The organism is Cypionkella sp. TWP1-2-1b2 (assembly GCF_049896245.1).
In the GTDB taxonomy this organism is placed as follows: Bacteria; Pseudomonadota; Alphaproteobacteria; order Rhodobacterales; family Rhodobacteraceae; genus Cypionkella.
The window spans coordinates 18830-39549 of the sequence record NZ_JAFCTX010000035.1; the positions used below are offsets into that span (position 1 = coordinate 18830).

Annotated in this window: 13 protein-coding genes and 4 pseudogenes; 13 read left to right on the forward strand and 4 right to left on the reverse strand. The window is 60.1% G+C overall.

Translation table 11 applies throughout. From position 1 onward, the window contains the following. Positions 1-12: 12 nt before the first annotated feature. From ACP7AP_RS18830 to ACP7AP_RS18880, 11 genes and pseudogenes are all read left to right on the forward strand, one after another. Positions 13-597, forward strand: coding sequence for an ANTAR domain-containing response regulator (locus tag ACP7AP_RS18830; protein ID WP_426036605.1), 585 nt, complete (start codon positions 13-15; stop codon positions 595-597). Next, positions 594-1766 (forward strand): CmpA/NrtA family ABC transporter substrate-binding protein, encoded by a 1173-nt coding sequence (locus tag ACP7AP_RS18835; protein ID WP_426036607.1) that lies wholly within the window; start codon positions 594-596, stop codon positions 1764-1766. The genes ACP7AP_RS18830 and ACP7AP_RS18835 overlap by 4 nt, the downstream gene beginning before the upstream one ends. A 253-nt stretch (positions 1767-2019) precedes the next feature. Then, positions 2020-3378 (forward strand): CmpA/NrtA family ABC transporter substrate-binding protein, encoded by a 1359-nt coding sequence (locus tag ACP7AP_RS18840; protein WP_426036609.1) that lies wholly within the window; start codon positions 2020-2022, stop codon positions 3376-3378. A 67-nt stretch (positions 3379-3445) separates the two neighbouring features. Beyond that, positions 3446-4531 (forward strand): ABC transporter permease, encoded by a 1086-nt coding sequence (locus ACP7AP_RS18845; RefSeq protein ID WP_426036611.1) that lies wholly within the window; start codon positions 3446-3448, stop codon positions 4529-4531. Positions 4532-4536: 5 nt separating this feature from the next. After that, complete coding sequence (locus ACP7AP_RS18850) at positions 4537-6180, forward strand: ABC transporter ATP-binding protein (RefSeq protein WP_426036613.1); 1644 nt, start codon at positions 4537-4539, stop codon at positions 6178-6180. After that, the gene (gene nirB / locus ACP7AP_RS18855) at positions 6180-8615 is read left to right on the forward strand and encodes a nitrite reductase large subunit NirB (protein WP_426036615.1); all 2436 of its coding nucleotides are present in this window, start codon (positions 6180-6182) and stop codon (positions 8613-8615) included. Before ACP7AP_RS18850 ends, nirB begins: the two co-directional genes overlap by 1 nt. Next, entirely contained in the window at positions 8612-8944 is a 333-nt protein-coding gene (gene nirD, locus ACP7AP_RS18860) for a nitrite reductase small subunit NirD (protein ID WP_426036617.1), read from the forward strand. Before nirB ends, nirD begins: the two co-directional genes overlap by 4 nt. Next, positions 8941-11583, forward strand: a complete 2643-nt coding sequence (locus ACP7AP_RS18865) for a molybdopterin-dependent oxidoreductase (RefSeq protein WP_426036619.1) — start codon at positions 8941-8943, stop codon at positions 11581-11583. The genes nirD and ACP7AP_RS18865 overlap by 4 nt, the downstream gene beginning before the upstream one ends. Then, positions 11580-12452: a uroporphyrinogen-III C-methyltransferase gene (gene cobA, locus ACP7AP_RS18870; RefSeq protein ID WP_426036621.1), complete on the forward strand. Its 873-nt coding sequence runs from the start codon at positions 11580-11582 to the stop codon at positions 12450-12452. Before ACP7AP_RS18865 ends, cobA begins: the two co-directional genes overlap by 4 nt. A 410-nt stretch (positions 12453-12862) precedes the next feature. After that, positions 12863-13208, forward strand: a pseudogene (locus tag ACP7AP_RS18875) (hypothetical protein); the annotation flags it as partial. A 535-nt stretch (positions 13209-13743) separates the two neighbouring features. After that, a pseudogene (locus ACP7AP_RS18880) lies at positions 13744-14766 on the forward strand (IS5 family transposase). A gap of 243 nt (positions 14767-15009) precedes the next feature. Here the strand turns inward: ACP7AP_RS18880 and ACP7AP_RS18885 are convergent. Then, positions 15010-15844: pseudogene (locus ACP7AP_RS18885) on the reverse strand (IS5 family transposase). A gap of 266 nt (positions 15845-16110) precedes the next feature. Between ACP7AP_RS18885 and ACP7AP_RS18890 the strand changes: the two are divergent. Then, positions 16111-17121, forward strand: a pseudogene (locus ACP7AP_RS18890) (IS110 family transposase). A gap of 531 nt (positions 17122-17652) precedes the next feature. Here ACP7AP_RS18890 and ACP7AP_RS18895 read toward each other — a convergent pair. The 3 genes from ACP7AP_RS18895 to ACP7AP_RS18905 all read right to left on the reverse strand — a co-directional run bounded on the left by ACP7AP_RS18895 (position 17653) and on the right by ACP7AP_RS18905 (position 19825). Then, a complete protein-coding gene (locus ACP7AP_RS18895; RefSeq protein WP_426036623.1) occupies positions 17653-18297 on the reverse strand; it encodes a TorF family putative porin in 645 nt (214 codons plus the stop codon). A gap of 65 nt (positions 18298-18362) precedes the next feature. After that, complete coding sequence (locus ACP7AP_RS18900; RefSeq protein ID WP_426036625.1) at positions 18363-19145, reverse strand: hypothetical protein; 783 nt, start codon at positions 19143-19145, stop codon at positions 18363-18365. A gap of 35 nt (positions 19146-19180) precedes the next feature. Further along, on the reverse strand, positions 19181-19825 hold the full coding sequence (locus tag ACP7AP_RS18905; protein WP_426036627.1) for a hypothetical protein: 645 nt from the start codon (positions 19823-19825) through the stop codon (positions 19181-19183). A 178-nt stretch (positions 19826-20003) separates the two neighbouring features. Here ACP7AP_RS18905 and ACP7AP_RS18910 point away from each other — a divergent pair, with 178 nt between their 5' ends. Continuing rightward, complete coding sequence (locus ACP7AP_RS18910) at positions 20004-20681, forward strand: winged helix-turn-helix domain-containing protein (protein ID WP_426036629.1); 678 nt, start codon at positions 20004-20006, stop codon at positions 20679-20681. Positions 20682-20720: the final 39 nt, after the last annotated feature.

Genomic DNA, 20720 nt, shown 5'->3' on the forward strand with positions numbered 1-20720 from the left:
TCTTGCATTTGCATGGTACAAAGACTTTCCATCATTGTGGTTGAAAAGGACCGCGCCCGCGCGATGCTGATCGTTGATGGCCTGCGCGATGCGGGTGATTTTGATGTGATGGTGATTGCCGAGGAGACCGGACTTGCGCGCCGCATCGCCCAGCGCAACCCGGATCTGGTGTTGATTGATGCCGGAAATCCGTCGCGCGATGTGCTGGAGGAGTTGGCCTTGGCAACGGGGCCGACCGAGCGCCCGGTGGCGATGTTTGTTGATCAAAGCGACGGCAGCCTGACCAAAGCTGCTATTGAGGCGGGAATGTCGGCCTATGTTGTGGATGGGCTGCGGGCGGATCGGATCAAGCCGATCTTGGATGCGGCCATCGCGCGGTTTCATATGCTGCAAAAGATGCGGATTGAGTTGGCTGAGATTCGCCGGGCTCTGGAAGAACGCAAGGCGATTGACCGCGCCAAGGGGATTTTGATGCGGGCGCGGGGTCTGTCCGAGGAAGACGCTTACGCTTTGCTGCGCAAAACCGCGATGGATCAGGGGCGCAAGCTGGCAGACATCGCAGCGGCGCTTGTGATGTCTGCGGATTTGTTGAAATGAGCGTGCCGTTGCGCCTTGGCTATGTGCCGCTGCTGGATGCTGCGCCCTTAATCATCGCCGAGACTTTGGGCTTTGCCGAGGAAGAAGGCCTGTCGTTAGACCTGCACACCGCGCCCAGTTGGGCGGCGTTACGCGATATGCTGGCGGTGGGTCAGGTTGATGCGGCGCAGATGTTGGCCCCCGTGCCTGTTGCGATGGCCTTGGGGCTGGGGAGTGGCCCGGTGCGGTTTGAGGCGCTTTGCGTGCTGAACCTGAACGGCAATGTGATCGGGATTTCCAACGCTTTGTCCGCCAAGATGGCTGGCGCGGGCTATGGCTTTGATTTCGCCGATGCTGCGGCGGCGGGGCGGGCTTTGCTGGCCGCTTCTCCGAATCTGCGCATCGGTGTGCCCTATACGTTTTCGATGCACCGCGAGTTGCTGCAGTATTGGCTGGCCGCCTCCGGCGCGAGTGCGGCGCAACTGGACATCCGCACTGTGCCGCCGCCGCGCATGGCCGAGGCGCTGCAGGCTGGTGAAATTGACCTGTTCTGCGTCGGCGAACCTTGGGGGTCAGTCGCAGTGGAAAACGGTTCCGGCACCCTGTTGTTGCCGACGTCGGCCTTGTGGGCGCGGGCACCAGAGAAGGTCCTCGCGACACGGTTGGGCTGGGCCGCAGCCGAGCCCGCGCTGGTTGGGCCGTTGCTGCGGGCGCTGTGGCGCGCGGGGCGTTGGTTGGGGCGGGCGGAAAACCACATTATCGCGGCTGAGATGCTGACGGCACAGGGGCGTATTCCGGTCTCGGCGGAACTGGTGGAGCGGGCGCTGACGGGTCGGATTACGACCGCGCCGGATGGCACCGAGCACCTGACTCCGCAGTTGATCGAGTTCTTTGAGGGGGCTGCGGGTTTTCCATGGCGCAGTCAGGCGGCGTGGATTGGCGCATCTTTGGCGGGGCGGCATGGGCTGGATGTGGCAGAGGCCGCAGATGCTGCCGCTGGCGTGTTCCGCAGTGATTTGTACCGCCTGCATTTGCGCCCGGCCGGAGCCATTTTGCCAAGCGCATCCGAGAAACTGGAGGGTGCTTTGGCGCAGCCCACTGCCGTTCCTGCCGAGCGCGGCCAGCTGATTCTGCCCGCCGACCGCTTTTTTGATGCCCGGATTTTCGACCTGACCGCGCCTGTGCGCTGAAAAAAGCGGCGTCCCGATGCCGCGCATGCGAAATCGCCACAATTCGCGCAAAATCCGACACGGATGATTTGACGCTGCAACGCAGCATCGGCATGTTTAACACAAGCCGAAGGCAATGACGCCTTCACCGCCGACCCCCAAAGTTGGGAAAAATCCGAGCACCGCCGCTCGATCCACTGCCTTGAATGGGCATGGGATCTGGCGGCTTTTTGCATTTCAACGCCCCCGCCTCGGGGCCATCCGGGACCCAGATATGACACGTTTCGCCAGCCTGCTTGCCACGACCGCCCTGCTTGCCGTCCCCGCCTTCGCCGAAACTCCCGGCATTGAGAAATCCGAACTGACGCTGGGTTTCATCAAGCTGACCGACATGGCCCCATTGGCGATTGCCAAGGAAAAGGGCTTTTTCGAAGATGAAGGCCTGTCGGTAACGCTTGTGGCGCAGTCGAACTGGAAAGTGCTGCTGGATGGCGTGGTTTCCGGCGAGTTGGACGGCGCGCATATGCTGGCGGGGCAGCCGATTGCGGCCTCGATTGGCTATGGCACCAAGGCGAAACTGGTCACGCCGTTCTCGATGGATCTGAACGGCAATGCGATCACGGTTTCCAATGCGGTGTGGGAGGCGATGAAGCCCGGCCTTAAGATGGAGGGCGACAAGCCTGCGCATCCGATCTCGGCTGCTGCGCTGAAGCCAGTGATTGAGGCTTACGCCGCCGAGGGCAAGCCGTTCAACCTTGGCATGGTGTTCCCGGTATCAACGCATAACTATGAACTCCGCTATTGGTTGGCCGCTGGTGGCATCAATCCGGGGCTTTACTCGGCGGATGATGTGTCGGGCCAGATCGGTGGCGATGTGCTGATTTCAGTGACGCCACCGCCGCAAATGCCTGCGACTTTGGAAGCTGGCACTATTGACGGCTACGCGGTGGGTGAGCCGTGGAACCAAGCCGCGGTGGCCAAGGGCATTGGCGTGCCGGTGATCACCGACAATGACATCTGGAAGAACAACCCGGAAAAGGTGTTCGGGCTGACGGCGGAGTTTGTCGAGGCCAATCCGCAGACCACGATTGCGCTGACCAAAGCGCTGATCCGCGCCGCGATCTGGCTGGATGAAAATGACAACGCTAACCGGGCCGAAGCGGTGCAGATCCTGTCCAGCCCGGATTATGTTGGTGTGGATGCGGCGGTGCTTGCCAAGTCGATGACGGGGACGTTTGAATATGAAAAGGGCGACACCCGCCCTGCCCCCGATTTCAACGTATTCTTCCGCTATAACGCCACCTTCCCCTACTATTCTGATGCAGTCTGGTATCTGACCCAGATGCGTCGCTGGGGCCAGATTGCCGAGGGCAAACCGGATGCGTGGTTCGATGAAACCGCGAAATCGGTCTACAAACCCGATATCTACAAAGCTGCTGCCGAGGCTTTGATCGCTGATGGCCATGCCACCGCTGACGAGTTCGATTTTGACGCCAACGGTTACCGCGAACCTTCTGCCGATTTCATCGACGGGGTGTCCTATGATGGCACCAAACCCAACGCCTATATCGACAGCCTGACGATTGGGCTGAAAGACGGCCAGACCGTCGCGGGCGGCGAAATCATCAACTGATCCAATACCTTCTCTGAATTGACGGGTGGAATACCGCCCGTCAACGCCGCCGCTGATGGAGACTGACATGACCCTGCTCGACCCCGCCGCTTTGCCGGAAGAACCTAAAGCCGACCGCGCGCTGCGGCTGGACAAGCTGTATCGCTTGATCAGCAAATGCGACAAATGGTTCAAACTGCTGGGGCTGGCTTGGATCACCCCGATCTGGCGGGCGCTGGCGGGCGACAATCCGCGCGGGCAAGTGCCGGAAATCTGGCGGCTGGCGGTGGTGCCCATGCTGGCGATTGCCGGATTTTTGGCCCTGTGGGCCAGCCTTGCGCCGATGGTGCAGACCTCGCTGGGGGCTATTCCGGGGCCGGTGCAGGTGTGGGAGCAGGCGGTGGCACTGGACGCCAGTGCTGCGGCAGAGGGCGTAAAAGAGCAGGAGTTCTACGCCAAACAGGCCGCGAAAAATGCGGCTTTGGTGGCGGAAGGCAAGGCGGATGAGGTGAAAACCCCCGCTTATACCGGCAAGCCGACCTATTACGCGCAGATTTGGACCTCGATCAAGACGGTGTTTGCGGGGTTTATGATTGGCACGATTATTGCAGTGCCTTTGGGGATTTTGGCGGGGCTTTCGGCGACGGCAAATGCCGCGATCAACCCTTTGGTGCAGCTGTTCAAACCGGTGTCACCGTTGGCGTGGTTGCCGATTGTGACGATGGTGGTCTCAGCAGTGTATACCGATGGCGATTTGCCGAAAAGCTTCATCGTTTCCGCCTTTACCGTGACCTTGTGTTCGCTGTGGCCAACCCTGATCAACACCTCGCTGGGGGTGGCCTCGATCGACAGAGATCTGGTCAACGTTTCCCGCGTGCTGAAGCTGTCGCTGTGGAAAAAGATCACCCGGCTGGTGCTGCCCTCGGCGTTGCCGCTGATTTTCACCGGGTTGCGGCTGTCGTTGGGCGTGGGTTGGATGGTGTTGATCGCGGCGGAAATGCTGGCGCAGAATCCGGGCTTGGGCAAGTTCGTCTGGGATGAGTTTCAGAACGGGTCAGAGCAATCGCTGGCGAAAATAATGGTCGCGGTGCTGACGATTGGCATCATCGGCTTTTTGCTCGACCGGGTGATGTTCGCTTTGCAGTCGCTATTCACCTTCTCGAACAATCGGTGATCGCGATGGGCATCCTTGAGTTTAACAACGTTTCCAAGGGCTACGGCGATACGCCTGTGCTGCGCAACTTAAGCTTTCAGGTGCAGGACGGCGAGTTTCTGGCGATCCTTGGCTTTTCCGGTTCGGGTAAAACCACGCTGATCAATCTGATGGCGGGGCTGACCCTGCCGGATCGCGGCGAGGTCAGTTTCAAGGGCGCGCCCGTGACGGGGCCGGGGCCAGAGCGGGGGCTGGTGTTTCAATCCTATGCGCTGATGCCGTGGCTGACGGTGGCGGGCAATATCGGGCTGGCGGTGGATGCTGTGTCTAAGGGCAGCAAGGCCGAGCGCGCCGCTTTGGTGCAGAAATATATCCAGATGGTGGGCTTGGGGCATGCCGCAGACCGTCGTCCTGCGGAATTGTCGGGCGGCATGCGGCAGCGGGTGGCGGTGGCGCGGGCTTTGGCGATGCAGCCCGAAGTTCTGCTGATGGACGAGCCTTTGTCGGCCTTGGATGCGCTGACGCGGGGCAATGTGGCCTCGGAAATTGAGGCGATCTGGGCGGCGGACAAGCGCACTGTCGTGCTGATCACCAATGATGTGGAGGAGGCGTTGGTGCTCGCCGACCGCATCCTGTGCCTGAACCCCGATGGTTCTCTGGGGGCAGCGTTCCCGGTCAACCTACCCCGGCCGCGTGATCGCAATGTGATGGGTGAAAGCAATAAATTTAAAAATTTGCGCGCCGATGTCACCGCTTATCTGATGGATGTTGGCATCAAATCGAAATTGCCGGAAACCCGGCTGCTGCCCAGCCTGACCCCGCGCCACGCCTTGCCCAGCGCCTATGCCAAGGCGGCCAATTCGGCGATGGACGCGCGCTATCTGCGCTATTCGCAACTGCACAAGGTCTATGCGACGCCGAAGGGGCCTTTGACGGTGGTGGAGGATTTCAATCTGGTGCTGAAGAAGGGCGAATTCGTCAGTCTGATAGGCCATTCCGGTTGTGGCAAGTCTACCGTGCTGACGATGACAGCCGGGCTGAACAGCATCTCAAAAGGTGCGATCACGCTGGATGGCACCCACATTGAAGGCGCTGACCCTGAACGCGCCGTGGTGTTCCAATCGCCCAATCTGTTTCCGTGGCTAACGGCCAAGGAGAACGTCGCCATTGGGGTGGACAAGGTCTATCCGAAATCCACTCAGGTCGAGCGGCAAGAGGTGGTTGAGTATTACCTTGAGCGTGTCGGCCTTGGCGATGCGATGGACCGCCAAGCCGCCGACATGTCGAACGGCATGCAGCAACGGGTGGGGATCGCGCGGGCTTTTGCCTTGTCACCGAAGCTATTGCTGCTGGACGAGCCGTTCGGGATGCTCGACAGCCTGACCCGGTGGGAGTTGCAGGAAGTGCTGATGGAGGTGTGGAGCCGCACCAAAGTCACCGCCGTTTGTGTGACGCATGATGTGGACGAGGCGATTTTGCTGGCTGACCGCGTGGTGATGATGACCAACGGGCCAAACGCCACCATTGGCAAGATCACCGAGGTCAACCTGCCGCGCCCGCGCAGCCGCCGCAGTCTGATGGAACACCCCGACTATTACAACTACCGCAGCGAAGTGCTTGCATTCCTTGAAGAATACGAACACGGCCACAAGAAGAAGGACGTAGCCTGATGAAACAGAAATTGGTCGTCATCGGTGCGGGCATGGCCTCGGGCCGGGTGCTGGAGCAGTTGACCGAACTTGCCCCAGATGCGTTTGACATCACCTTGTTCAACGCCGAACCGCGCGGGAACTACAACCGGATCATGCTGTCGCCGGTGTTGTCGGGCGAAATGACATACTCTGAAATCGTCACGCATGATGAGGATTGGTATGCCGAGCGTGGTGTGAAAACCGTGCTGGGTCACGCCGTTACCAAGATCGACCGTGACGCCAAAACCGTGACCAGCGATGGGGTGGAAACGCCCTATGATCAGCTGATCATCGCCACCGGATCGGCTCCGTTCATTATCCCGGTGCCAGGGCATAAGCTGCCGGGCGTTGTCACCTACCGCGATCTCGAAGACACCAATGCGATGATCGCGGCGGCCAAACCGGGGGCTAAGGCTGTGGTGATTGGCGGCGGTCTGCTGGGGTTGGAGGCCGCTGCCGGGATGCAGTTGCGCGGCATGGAGGTGGTGGTTATTCACATCATGGGCCATCTGATGGAGCGTCAGTTGGACCCGGCTGCGGGCTATTTACTACAAAAGTCGCTGGAGGCGCGGGGGATGAAAATCCACTGCAAAGGGGCGACCAAGGGCATCCTTGGGCATGAGCGGGTGGAGGCCGTTCTGCTGGAGGATGGCACGGTTTATGACGCCGATATCGTCTGCATGGCGGTGGGTATCCGGCCAGAGGTGCGGCTGGCCAATGATGCGCATCTGGATGTCGGGCGTGGCATCACGGTGAATGATGCGATGCAAACCAGCGATCCGTCGATCTGGGCGGTGGGCGAATGTGTCGAGCATAACAAGCAGTTGTTCGGGCTTGTGGCACCTTTGTATGACCAAGCCAAGGTCTTGGCGCAGGCTTTGCTGGGGCAGGATAGCGCGTTCCGTCCGGTGCAGACGGCGACCAAACTTAAGGTGACGGGCTGCGATCTGTTCAGCGCTGGCGACTTCGCCGACGGTCCGGGCCGCGAGGATATCGTGTTCCGCGACCCGGCGCGCGGCGTCTATAAACGGCTGATGATTGAGGGCGACAAGCTGCTGGGTGCGGTGATGTATGGTGACACCGCTGACGGCAACTGGTTCTTCGGGCTGATCAAAGACGGCACCGATATCACCCCGATGCGAGAGTCGTTGATCTTCGGCCCCGCCTATCAGGGGGGTGCCCAAACGGACCCTATGGCAGCCGTTGCAGCCTTGCCGCCTAGCGCGGAGATTTGTGGCTGTAACGGCGTTTGTAAGGGCAAGATTGTTGATGCGATTTTGGCTGGGGCCAATACGTTGGACCTCGTGCGCAGCGCCACCAAGGCCAGTTCCAGCTGCGGCACCTGCACCGGGCTGGTCGAGCAGGTGATGGCGGTGACGTTGGGCGACAGCTTTACCGCCAACGCCAATCCGGCAATGTGCAAATGCACCGACCACACCCATGAGGATGTGCGGCGGCTGATCAAGTCGATGGCCTTGAGGTCGATTCCGGCGGTGATGCAGGAGCTTGGCTGGCGCTCGGTTGGCGGCTGTGCAAGCTGCCGACCAGCGCTGAATTATTACCTGATCGCCGATTGGCCGACGGAATATGTCGATGACCGCCAAAGCCGTTTCGTCAATGAGCGTAACCACGGCAATATCCAGAAAGACGGCACCTATTCGGTGGTGCCGCGCATGTGGGGCGGTGTTACGACGCCGGATGAGTTGCGCGCGATTGCCGATGCGGCCGACAAATATCAGGTGCCGCTTGTGAAGGTGACGGGCGGGCAGCGCATCGACCTTCTGGGCGTGAAAAAGCACGATCTGCCCGCAATCTGGCAAGACCTGAACGCGGCGGGGATGGTGTCAGGCCATGCCTATGCCAAGGGTCTGCGGACGGTAAAGACTTGCGTGGGCACAGATTTCTGTCGCTTTGGCACGCAAGATTCGACTGGGCTGGGCATCAAGCTGGAGAAGCTGTTGTGGGGGTCTTGGACGCCTGCGAAGGTGAAACTCGGCGTCTCGGGGTGCCCGCGCAACTGTGCGGAAGCGACCTGCAAGGATATCGGCGTGGTCTGCGTCGATAGTGGATATGAGATTTCGGTGGCGGGTGCTGCCGGGATGGATGTGCGCGAAACCGAATTTCTGTGCAAAGCCACAACCGAGGCGGAAACCATGGAAATCATCGCGGCTTTCACCCAGCTTTACCGCGAAAACAGCCGCTATCTGCACCGGATTTACAAATGGATCGCCAAGGTCGGCCTTGGTTGGTGTCAGGAGCAGATGGCCGATCTGTCGGTGCGCCGGGCTTTGTATGACCGCTTTATGTTGTCGCAATCGGTCTATCAGATTGATCCGTGGGCGGAACTTTCCAAACCCGATCAGCTGGCGCAATGGGCGCCGATGGCCGACCTTTCGCTGGAGGCAGCAGAATGAACTGGATCGACATTGGCGCGCTGAGCGACATCCCGGCGCAGGGTGCGCGGGTGGTGAAGACGGCTCAGGGCTGTGTCGCGGTGTTCCGCACTGCTGAGGACCGGGTGTTTGCGATTGATGATGCCTGCCCGCACAAGGGCGGGCCGCTGTCGGAAGGCATCGTGCATGGCAATGCTGTAACCTGCCCGCTGCACGCCTGGGTTTTCAGCTTGGAAACCGGGATGGCGCAGGGGGTGGATGAGGGTTCGGTGCAAAGCTATCCCGCACGGGTCGAGGCGGGGCGAATTTTGCTCGATGCCAACCGTTTGGCCCGTAGGGCCGCCGCATGATACACCAGCCCCACGCGCCTGAACCCGGCCAAGCGCGCACCACCTGCCCCTATTGCGGCGTCGGGTGTGGCATCTTGGCTGCGGCAGATGGCAAAGGCGGGTTGAGTGTGAAGGGCGATCCCGATCATCCGGCCAACAAGGGGCGGCTGTGTTCCAAGGGCAGCGCTTTGGGCGAAACCGTGGGGCTGGAGGGGCGGCTGTTGGCGCCGCGTGTGTTTGGGCAAGAGGTGGCTTGGGACGATGCTTTGGGCGTGGTTGCCAAGCGGTTTTCTAAGGTGATCGCAGATTATGGCCCGGATGCGGTGGCGTTTTATGTCTCGGGGCAGTTGCTAACGGAAGATTACTACGTTGCCAATAAGCTGATGAAGGGTTTCATCGGGTCCGCAAATATTGACACTAATTCAAGGCTTTGCATGGCGTCATCGGTCGCGGGGCATAGGCGTGCGTTTGGATCTGACACCGTGCCGGGGCTTTATGAAGACCTAGAGCTGGCTGATCTGGTGGTTCTGACCGGATCGAACCTCGCCTGGTGCCATCCGGTTTTGTATCAGCGCCTCGCGAGCGCCAAAGTTGCCCGCCCTGCGATGAAAATCGTGGTGATAGATCCAAGGCGCACGGCCACTTGCGACATTGCCGATCTTCATTTGGCGATTGCGCCTGGGTCCGATGCGGCTTTGTTCAACGCGCTGCTGGTGGCGATTGCCGACACCGGGGCGGCCAACCTTAGCTATATGTCCAATGTCACAGGCTACCCCGAGGCCCTGACCGCTGCCTGCGCCAGTGATCCCACAGAGACGGGCCTGCCCGCAGCCGATCTGGCCGCGTTCTTGCGGCTGTGGACCAGCACAGAAAAGGTCGTCACTGTCTGTAGCCAAGGCATCAACCAGTCCTCGTCGGGCAGCGATAAGGTCAACGCGATCATCAACTGCCACCTTGCTACGGGGTGCATTGGACGCCCCGGCATGGGGCCGTTTTCGGTGACGGGCCAGCCCAATGCGATGGGTGGGCGCGAAGTGGGGGGCCTCGCCAATATGCTTGCCTGCCATCTGGATATTGAGAACCAAAGCCACCGCGATGCGGTACAAGGCTTCTGGGCCAGCCCCGCGATGGCGCAAAAGCCGGGGCTAAAGGCGGTCGATATGTTCCGCGCGGTGGCGGATGGCACGATCAAAGCCATCTGGATCATCCACACCAACCCCGCCGTTACCATGCCCGACGCCGATGCCGTGACCGCCGCCATCAAAGCCTGCCCCTTCGTCGTCGTCAGCGATATCACGGCCCAAACCGACACCGCGCAGCTTGCGCATGTGCTGCTGCCCGCCACCGCTTGGGGCGAAAAGAGCGGCACCGTCACCAATTCTGACCGCACCATCAGCCGCCAACGCAGCATTCTGCCGCGCCCCGGCAAGGCGCGGCCTGACTGGTGGGCTTTGGCGCAGGTCGCCACCCGGATGGGCCACGGCAACGCCTTTGCGTGGCAGACCGAAGCCGAGATTTTCAACGAATATGCCGCACTTTCGGGCATTGCAGGCAGCTTGGGCAGCGACTTTGACATTTCAAACCTCGCGCAGCTAAGCGAAGCCGACTATGCAGGCCTCGCCCCTTTCACATGGCCGCAAAACCCACGCAAGCAAGGTGGCCGCTTCTTCGCCACGGGTACATTCCACACCCCCGACGCCCGCGGCCATATGGTGCCAATCACCCCCCGCGCACCGCAGGCCCTGACCGCCGCACACCCGTTCCGGCTGAACACCGGACGCATCCGCGACCAATGGCATACGATGACCCGCACCGCCAAATCGCCGCGCCTGAGCCAGCATCTGGCGGAGCCCTTTGTGGAAATTCATCCGAGCGATGCCGCACGCCTGAACATCCAACCCGATGATCTGGTTGAGCTTTCCAATGGACATGGCCGCAATATCCTGCGCGCGCTGATCAGCCAGAACGCAGCCCCCGGCCAGTTGTTTGCGCCGATGCACTGGACGGCTGAGACTGCCTCTGCTGCCCGCATAGACGCACTGGTGCCCAGCATTGTTGACCCGATCTCGGGCCAACCCGAAAGCAAAGCCGCCGCCGTTGCTGCCCAACTTTACCCCGCGCAATGGTTTGGTTTCGCGGTCAGCGCCACGCCGCTACAGCCGCAATCGGAATACTGGGCACGCGCACGCGTCCCCGGCGGTTGGCGGATGGAACTCGCAGGCCTGCACACGCCAGAAGATTGGGTGGCCTATGCCCGCCGTCTATTCGCCCTGCCCGGTGCCGAATCCGCCACCGTCATCGACGCCAAACGCGGCCTTGCCCGCATCGCGTTTCATGCCGAGGGCCGCCTGCTCGCCGCGCTGTTTGCAGGCCCCAGCCCCGTCGCCGTTGGCCGCGATCACTTGGCCAGCCGCCTCAACCAATCCGAACCCACCATCCTTGCAGGTCGCCCCCGCGCTGATATGCCCGACCCCGGTGCCACGGTTTGCGCCTGCCTGAATGTCGGGATCAACACCATCCGCGCGGCGATCCAATCGGGCCGCGCGCTGAGTGTTGCCGCGTTGGGTGAGGCCTTGGGTGCAGGCACGTCCTGCGGATCTTGCCGCCCCGAACTTGCCGGATTGCTCACCCGTTTCAAACTGCCAGAGGCTGCCGAATGATCACCCTTGCGCCCAAGCCGTTGTTTACAAACATGATCCTTGCATTCCGGGCGTGGCAAGCGCGCCTGCCCAGCCGTGCCAAGGCCCACATCACCCCGCAAACAAAAGCCGCCAAACAAGGCTTCGTCAGCTTTGTCGGCGCTGGCCCCGGTTCGGCGGATCTGATCACTTTGCGGGGATTGGAGCGTCTGCAAGCCGCCGATATGGTCTATTATGATCGCCTCGCCGATCCGGCTTTGCTGAAGCGTGCGCGCAATGGGGCCCGCCTGATCTATGTCGGCAAAGCCCCCGGCTGCCATGCGATGCCACAGGCCCAGATCAACTCTTTGCTGGTGCAATCGGCGCAGGCGGGCCAACAAGTCGTGCGGTTGAAATGCGGTGACCCCGGTATCTTTGGCCGCGGGGCCGAGGAAGCCGATGCGATGAACGCCGCTGGGGTGGAGTGGGAGATCGTGCCGGGTGTCACCTCGGCGTGTGCTGCGGCTGCCTCGGCCCGCAGCTTTCTGACCGAGCGTGGTCAGACCGAACGGTTGATCCTTGCCACCGGGCATCTGCGCCACGACGGCGCGCAGGATTGGACCACCACGGCGCAGGCGGGCACGACTTTGGCCTGCTATATGGCGGTGTCGCAGGCAGCATCCATGACGCAAGGGTTGCTTGGCGCGGGCTGGCCTGCTGAGAGTGCCGTGCAGGTGATCTCAAAGGCGCAGACCCGTGAGGAGCGAGTGTTTCACTGCCGTCTGGATGGGCTGGAAGCGCTTTGCGCGCAATATCCGAACCTCAATCCAGCGATCTTGCTGATCCGTTGGACGCTGAGTGACGCGACCTCTGGAGCGTTACGGGTCAACACCGTTGCGGTATCCGCCTGATCCCGTTCTTCGACAGAACGAATTTTGCACCGCAACGCCCGTCCGTGGTGATCATTCGGGCCGAAAGCTGTTATCGCGACTCTGATCTGGCGGGCTGTCCTACCAGACTGGTGTCGAAATCACTTTGGGTCGCGATGAAGGCCAATCTGCCTCTACCCGCTTATATCCTGCTTTCCGCCAAGAGTAAGGCGACGCTTGCTGCGATTTACTAGCGTGGCACGCAGCAGAACACATTGCACCCGTGGGAGCGCGATCTGGCCTATATCGCCGCATGGAAAGCCGCGGTTTTGGGTCCTCACCCCGGTCTTCCCTCCCGAAAATAATGGGCGGCGGAAGTAGAACTTTCTCGGCAAGATGCACGAGTTGATTTCGAATGAAGACAATCAGATACACTGTGGCTTAGATCATCCATAGCCCAGCAGACGCATGCAGGGCATACTGTCGAGAGAAGCGATTGTGCGGCTGCCGAGGGTGGTGCGCCGGTGGCCGAACTTTACCGCGAACATGGCATGATGCCATTGCCCGGCAATGGTTTGGCTGCAAATCATGACAGGGAGCGCCTCGTTCTACAAATGGCGGGCGAAGTATGGCGGCATGGATGCGGCCCTGATCGGCCAGATGAAGGCGATGGATAGAGCCATTTGTTCAAGCCCAATGGCGCGGGAGAACCGTCGTCTGAAGCGGATGTATGCCGAGTTGAGCATGCAGGCGGATTTGCCGAAGGTGGCGTTTGGAAAATGTATGGTCCGCCCCGCTATTTTAAGGTTTTCGTGGGTGACGCAGCGGCGCGCGTAAATCTATCCGGCTTCTGATCAGTCAGCCGCTTTTGGCGACAAGGCCTTGATGACATCCGCCCCATGGATTCCAGATGAGTGGCACGGGATGATGTCGGGTTTTTGCGCTTGGCTTACCCGCGGTCGATCAACGGTTTGGTCATCCGTTGGCTGGCAGGTGATGCGCGCATCAGCGCGAAGCACGCCCCCTGCAATGGGTTTGTGATAAAGGATCTGCTCAGGCAGCGGTGCCTTTTGACCGTGAAGCATGGCTGCGGCTTAGATGCCCAGGTCCAAGTCGCCCGTCGGCAGCTGTTAGCAATCTTGGTATTGCATGCCTTATCACTCATGCGAATTTACTATGTATGCGAAAACATACAAAATGAGTGACTGACCGTTGCAAAAAGTTGCACGTAAATCGTTACGCGCACCAGATATATGTTTCGCGTGCCATAACAGGCCCTGTTGCACAAATCGGCGGGATTCCCTGTGCGACTCCGTGGTGTTAGTCGGCGTGGATAAGCAAACCCACACCGCCTACCTACCGCACCACCAACTGGCGCAGCGACAACTCCGCCCTCAAGCAGTATGGTTCGTTGCTGATCTGGTTCGATCCTGCGACAGTCTGGCTGGCTGAACCGCGTGGTAAGCGAGGCCGTTCGGCCACCTTCACTGACGCGGCGATCCAAGCGTGCCAGACTTTGAAGGCTCTGTTCCGCCTGCCACTCCGGCAGACGACCGGACTGGTCGCGAGCCTTCTGGAGCTTGCAGGGTTGGATCGGCCCGTGCCCGACTTCAGCACATTCCGTCGCCGTCACTAAGGTCTGAATGTTGCCATCCCCTATCGCCAGAGCACGGGTGCCCTGCATCTTTTGATCCCCTCTCGTGGCTTGCCCGCAAACCACCGCCGGGCAACGGACAGCACCGGGATCAAGGCCGAGGGTGAGGACGAGTGGTTCGCCAAGAAACACGGGCCAAGAAGCACGGGCCATCGAAACCTCGGCAGTGGCGCAAGGTGCACCTTGGGATCGATGCCGACACGCTGGAGATCAGGGCCATCGAGATGACCGGCAGCCGGGTCGGGGACGCGCCGATGCTGCCCGAACGGCTGGACCAGGTCCTGCGGATCACCCCATCGACAAGCTCAGCGCCCCCCTCACGGTTTGCAAGCAAACCGTTGCCGGGCAACGGACGGTGCTTATGACACCCGCGCCTGCCACGCAGCCATCGCGGCGCGCAGCGCCTCTGCCGTAATTCCTGCACGCAAGAACGCGCAGCCATGGCTGAAAACCACGCGCGGCGCGCAGGCCAGCAACGACACTGTCCGCGCCCCTCGTCGCCTCGGCCGCACCATCTGGAGGCGCTGGAGCGGGTATCACCGACGAAGCTTGCTCGAGACAAAGATGCGATGCTTCAAGCTGCGCGGCGCGCGCGTCATGGCGCGCGATTTCGACACACGGGTCGCAGAACCACAGATCAGGGCAGCAATCCTGAACCGCTTTACAGCGCTCGGAACTCCCGAAACTCAACGCGTGGGGTGAGTCTGTTCAAGGGAAGGGAAAAATCGACCTCAGACTAATTTGTGCAAAAGAGCCCATAAAATGCACTGAACTATTTTGTATTTTGACACAAGAAGCTGCCGGACCCGGTCTGCGGCACTGGTTCTCTATTGAAGCTTCGTCTGACAGTGGGAACGGCCTGACAGCGACTATGTCGTTTTGCAGCAAGAGATGGTGCGACAACTCGATGTTGAAACTTGACGCTGGTGATCCTAGGGTCAGGACTCATAGCCAGAACATGACGGTTGCGGCAAGGGCGCAGGCTGAGAGGAACAGGTCAGCGCATCGTTCGTAGCGTGTCGCGATCCTGCGCCAGTCTTTGAGACGGGCGAACATGTCCTCGATCCATTGCCTGGTAGGGCATGCCTTCGTGCCCGAGAAGGTTGTGTCGTTTGTGGTAGAGGTCATTATCATGAGAAATGGTGGTTTTGCGGCCCTTGCGGGCAGGGATGCAGGGCTGAATATCGCGCTCGATCAATGCGTTGCGGAACTAGTCAGCATCATACCCGCGATCTGCCAGCAAGGTCCCTGCCTTGGGCAATGAGGGCAGCAGTGCCCGCGCCCTAATGTAGTCGCTGGTCTGCCCGGCACTCAGATACATTCCGATGGGGCGACCCTTCGCATCCGTCACCACATGCAGTTTCGAGTTCAGCCCACCCTTGGTGCGACCGATGAACCGCTTGCACCCCCCTTTTTGCCCCGCAGGCTGGACGCTGTGCGACGGGCTTTCAAATGGGTCGCGTCGATCATGATCGTCTCGACGTCCTGGCCCCCTGCGGCCAATTCGGTCAGTATCCGAGCGAACACCCCAAGACGGCTCCAGCCCACCCATCTGTTGTAAAGCGTCTTCGGAGGGCCATAGAACGCAGGTGCGTCGCGCCACCTCAACCCGTTGCGAGTGACAAAGATAATGCCACTCAGCACTCGCCCACTCTCACGGTTTGCAAGCAAACCGTTGCCGTGCAACGGGATCATCCACACGAGGCACCCCGTGCGACAACGGGAAAAATGGCTTGAGACGCTCCATCTGCGCCTCTGTCAGCCAGAACAGATCATCCATGCGACACCCCCTTGATGCCGAGAATCAATCAAACAGCGACAGCGAGCCCAAGCAATTTTACAGGTCCCGACCCTAGGCCGACGTCAGGTCTGCCAATTTAGTTCAGCGCCGCATTTTACTCGCCGTCATGCGATGCTGTAACGGGACTGAACATCGCGCGCTGCTCGTTACCGTTTGCAAGATCAGGGAAGTTGTCGATCTTCCCGTATCGGAGCCAAAAGGCGGACTACGGGATGAAACTGTTTGTCGGGTTGGATGTGTAGTGGGTGAAGACCGCGATTTGCGTGATCAGCGCGCATCGGAAGATCAAGAAAGAAGCTGAGGTTGTCAGCGAGCCAGAAGCGCTCGCACGCTGGATCGGCGCGCAGAATGGCACCACCGATGCCAGTGGCCTTGGGGCGGGTCCTTTGTCGCAATAGCTGCATCGCGACCTGATTGCGGCTGAACTCGAAACCGTGCTGAGGGAAACACGGCAAGTGAAGGGGGCGTTGAAGGCGATGCCGATCAAGACAGATCGCCGCGATGCGGACCGCATTGCGCGCCTGCTTCACCTCGGCGTGTTCCGGCCAGTTCACTGCAAATCTGTCTCGGCGCAAGAGGTCCGTGTCGTGCTCGGTGCCCGAAGGGTCCAACGGGGCATGATTGCGTTGGAAATGTCCCGGCGCGGGCTTTTGCGAAACTTCGGCCTCATGGTGGGTGCCATCTCTCGGGGCAGGTATGAACGGGGCAGGTATGCATATCGCATTCGCGAAATGGCGGATGGAAATGCGATGCTAGAGGCCGCGACAGGGCCGATGCTTCGGGCGCGGGCATCATTGCGACAAGAACTGGCGGGATTGGAGCGCCGTGTCCGCCAAATGGCTCAGGATGATCCGGTATGCCGACAGCTGATGTCGATGTACCGAGTAGGCGCGGTTGTCGCGTCGAGCTACCGATCAGCCGTCGATGATCGCTCCCGGTTGCCATCCTCGCAGAAGGTTCGGTCGTGGGTCAGTATGACACCATCGCGCCACCAATCCGGCGAACACGACGTCTCCGGCGGCATCACCAAGGCTGGCGATGTCAACTTAAGCTGCGCGTTATGTCAGGCCGCGACCGTGATGATGCATCGCGGGCGTCCGACATGGCTTTAAACATGGGCCCCACAGCTCACCCGCCGCCGTGCCCCAAAGCGCGCCATGGTCGCCTTGGCGCGTCGTATCAGCGTTATCCTTCATCGGATGTGGGGTGATGATACCGACCTTTGGTCAGACACCGCCACTCCTCATGCGCCCTGACAAATTGCACTCGCAACCGTTGCCTGCCTGACTGCAGGCTTTCGAGACCCCCACCATGGACGTGGCTCCGATGAAGCCATGGTCAGGACTGTTGCCGATCAACGTCGCGCACGCCTGTGAGATGGGCACATCGGAATTGCATTTGAACCAGCATCATGTTGGCAGCCACGCGCTGACCACGGACCGAAGCATGCACCCGGCAGAATCTCTGACAAAGTCAGCGACGAAAGCGGCACGGCTAAAACCGAAGCCTGGATTGGCAACGCAGCCATGCGAATGCCTTTGCATGCCAAAAGGCGCTTGACAGGGAAGACCCCGTTTCCGAAATTCTAAGCCTAGGCGAAAATATCCCGATGAACGTGGCGAGAAGCATGGTGCTGGCGATGGCCCCGCCAAGGGCTTGTGGCCATATTCTGCCGTTTTCTACAGGTAATCCCAAATGGTACGCCAACCGGGTTGAAGAAAATTTGGGCCAGCCAGAACCACATCGTCGAGCACTGGCCCAGAAAGAACGACTTGCCGCAACAAAGCCTACTTTGAGGCATCGCCGAAAGGATAGTTCACTGACAGGGCGACCAGCGGACTTGTCGATGCCGTGTCCTGCACCTGAAAATCGAGCGTGATTCTGTCGTCAAGGGCATAGCCGACCCCAGCACCCCAGTTCACGCTTGCAGACGGATCGGCGCGCCCGACATCGGCGTGCAAAGTCCAAGCGTCAGCCAGCACGAATTCAGCGCCAAGACTTTCGCCAAAGGTCTTTTCCGCCAGATCGTAAGACACCTCTCCCGAGACGGACAGCCGGTCGGATACTGGAACGCCAAGCGAAACCGCCAGTTCGGACGACGCGGCGTGTGTCTTGTCGTAAAAATGCTGCGTATAGCCGAGGTCATATACAAGCCCAGCGCCGATTTCACACCGGTAGCCCAGCGCCAAATCAAGTTCGGCTCGATTGCCGACATCGTCCTTCAAGTTTGTTGCCCAGACCCCGGCATAGAAGCCGTTTTTGGTGAGTTCGAAGTAGGGCTGGATGGCGGGGCTGTTGCCAGTCTCCGACAGACCGTCCGACAGGTAATTCGACGTGACGGTGACGCCGCCTCCGAACGACAGATCCTCAGCAAGCACGGTCGAGGGCACAAAGAGCGCGATCATCGAAATGGAAGCCACAAACGTTTTCATTGGAAGCCTTTTAGGTAGGTTTTTGGGAATATTTCGGCGACTGGAGTTCGGGTCAGTGGCACGGATCAGCCATGCGCCACCTTGTCGCGACCCTTAGGTTTCAGGCTCATGTAACCGACGATTGCAACGATTGCCGACAGGAACAGGGCACTGGTGATGATAGTGCCAAGGCCCATGCCGCCGTATTCGGTTGGTTGCGACAACAGATCGCCGAACGACGCGCCAAGCGGGCGGGTCAAGATGTAGGCAAGCCAGAACCCGAGGATCGGATCAAGCTTCAGAAAGAAATATCCGAAGGTGAGCGAGGCGATGATCATCCCGAACAGCACGCCAGTGGAAAGATAGCCCAGACCAAAATGCTCGGCGACCAGATCCCCCGCCGCCGTGCCAAGCGCAAAGGTGAACAGGATCGCCAGCCAGTAATATGCCTCGCGTTTGGTGGTAAAGATCGCGTGGATCGACAGGGTTTTCTCGGATGCGAACCAAAGCGCGAATGTCGCGGCAAGAGCCACGGAAAAGCCGATCGTCGTCGTGATCAGCGAGACGCCGAAGTTGTCCACCAGGTTGTCTGTCACCAGCGTACCGACGATGCTGATCAGCACCACCGCCAGCCAGTAAGACCAAGGCACATAGCGTTTCTGGCCGAATTGCAGCACCAAAGCCCCGATAAGAATCGCTGCCATGATGAGTGAGGTCATCGTCAAGCCGAGGCCCAAATTGACCGCCAAATAATCGGCAGCTGTTTCGCCCATGGTCACAGCCATGAGCTTGATCAGCCAGAAGTCCACAGTGACTTCCGGCACACGGTTCATGGCACGGTTGGACATTGCTTCGGGCGAGGTTTGCATGATGTGGGCTCCACTGCTGGGGGTGTTTGCGGCGTTCATTTCGACACCAGCGCCAAGGCTTGTGCCGAGAATCCGTCGGCCCGCTGATCATCATCAGCATTGCAACGCTCAAGCGCTTTGGTCTGGAAGTCGACGAAAGCAGCGTGATCCGCATCCGACAGTTTGGCGGTGGTTAGGCCGAGCGCCACCGCCTTCAGCATGACTTCGCAAGGCAAGGCCCGGCCATTGGCGTCGGTGACAGCGATGCCAGAGACAAGGGTGGCTGCAACAGGGGCGGCTGCGGCCGCGACAGGGCTTGTCAGAGTGGCTTGCAAGGCGATTAGAGTGGAACTAACTGCTGCCGCATCTGGCGTTCCGGCCCGCAGGGCGCCAAGCGCCGCATCAGCGGCATCGTCGATGGTGCCCCAAGCATTGCCGTCCAACGCCCGCAACGTCGCTGCTTGATCATCCCATGCCGTCTCGAAATCCTTGATCCGGGTTTTCGCAGCAGCCAAATCGCCCGTGGCCGCGATGGTCTGGACATTGGCTACGATGCCACTGAAGGCGGACATGTCGCCAAGGCCTGTGGTCGGGGTCGCGGTGGCTGCGGCAACGCTTGGTCCTGCAGGGTAAAGATTGAAGGCGGTAAAGGCACCGACTGGCACGATGATCAAAGCGGTGGCCAAAAGAAGTTGTTTCATTTTTCAAACTCCTGTCAGAGGCGGATTTGCCCCGTCAGAGGTGCTTCTAGCTACGAGGCCATACCGCCAGCTTTCCGTGGGCTTACAGATTTGTATGGTGGCCGCGACGTTTGTGTTAAGCCGCAGGTGCATTCAGACTGCGATATGTTATTTGCAACATCGAAAGACCAAACCCGCAATGCGCATCCTGCTGATCGAAGACGACCCCTCTGCCGCCAACTATGTCGCACGCGGTTTGTCTGAGAACGGCCATGTTTGTGACGTGCTGGCCGATGGCACCGATGGGCTGTTTGCTGCTACGCGGGAAAGCTACGACGTGCTTGTCGTGGACCGGATGATCCCCGGTCTGGACGGCCTGTCGCTGGTGCGCGCGCTGCGTGCTGCCGGGCGCAAGACACCGGTGCTGTTCCTGACGGCGCTTGGTGGCATAGACGACCGTGTCGAGGGACTTGAGGCCGGTGGCGATGATTATCTGACCAAGCCCTTTGCCTTTGCTGAACTGTTGGCGCGCGTCAACGCGTTGGCTCGTCGCCCGCCGGTGCAAGAGGTGAAAACCGTTCTAAAGGTGGCGGACTTGGAACTGGATCTGATGGGCAGGCAGGCCTTCCGTGGGGGGCAATCGATTGAGTTGCTGCCCAAGGAGTTCACGCTGCTTGAGGTATTGATGCGCAACGAAGGCCGCGTGGTGACGCGCACGATGCTTTTGGAACGGGTTTGGGATTTCCATTTCGACCCGAAAACGTCGGTGGTCGAAACCCACATCAGCCGCTTGCGCGCCAAGATCGACAAGCCGTTTGAGGTGGCCTTGCTGCACACTTTGAAAAACATGGGTTATTCGATTCATGCGCCCCGTTGATCTGTGGCGGCACAGCTCTTTCCGGCTGGCACTGGGCGT

Coding starts and splice junctions, on each gene's coding strand:
- ACP7AP_RS18830 (WP_426036605.1), top strand. CDS start 13: ATGGTACAAAGACTTTCCATCATTGTGGTTGAAAAGGACCGCGCCCGC.
- ACP7AP_RS18835 (WP_426036607.1), top strand. CDS start 594: ATGAGCGTGCCGTTGCGCCTTGGCTATGTGCCGCTGCTGGATGCTGCG.
- ACP7AP_RS18840 (WP_426036609.1), top strand. CDS start 2,020: ATGACACGTTTCGCCAGCCTGCTTGCCACGACCGCCCTGCTTGCCGTC.
- ACP7AP_RS18845 (WP_426036611.1), top strand. CDS start 3,446: ATGACCCTGCTCGACCCCGCCGCTTTGCCGGAAGAACCTAAAGCCGAC.
- ACP7AP_RS18850 (WP_426036613.1), top strand. CDS start 4,537: ATGGGCATCCTTGAGTTTAACAACGTTTCCAAGGGCTACGGCGATACG.
- nirB (WP_426036615.1), top strand. CDS start 6,180: ATGAAACAGAAATTGGTCGTCATCGGTGCGGGCATGGCCTCGGGCCGG.
- nirD (WP_426036617.1), top strand. CDS start 8,612: ATGAACTGGATCGACATTGGCGCGCTGAGCGACATCCCGGCGCAGGGT.
- ACP7AP_RS18865 (WP_426036619.1), top strand. CDS start 8,941: ATGATACACCAGCCCCACGCGCCTGAACCCGGCCAAGCGCGCACCACC.
- cobA (WP_426036621.1), top strand. CDS start 11,580: ATGATCACCCTTGCGCCCAAGCCGTTGTTTACAAACATGATCCTTGCA.
- ACP7AP_RS18895 (WP_426036623.1), bottom strand. CDS start 18,297: ATGAAAACGTTTGTGGCTTCCATTTCGATGATCGCGCTCTTTGTGCCC.
- ACP7AP_RS18900 (WP_426036625.1), bottom strand. CDS start 19,145: ATGCAAACCTCGCCCGAAGCAATGTCCAACCGTGCCATGAACCGTGTG.
- ACP7AP_RS18905 (WP_426036627.1), bottom strand. CDS start 19,825: ATGAAACAACTTCTTTTGGCCACCGCTTTGATCATCGTGCCAGTCGGT.
- ACP7AP_RS18910 (WP_426036629.1), top strand. CDS start 20,004: ATGCGCATCCTGCTGATCGAAGACGACCCCTCTGCCGCCAACTATGTC.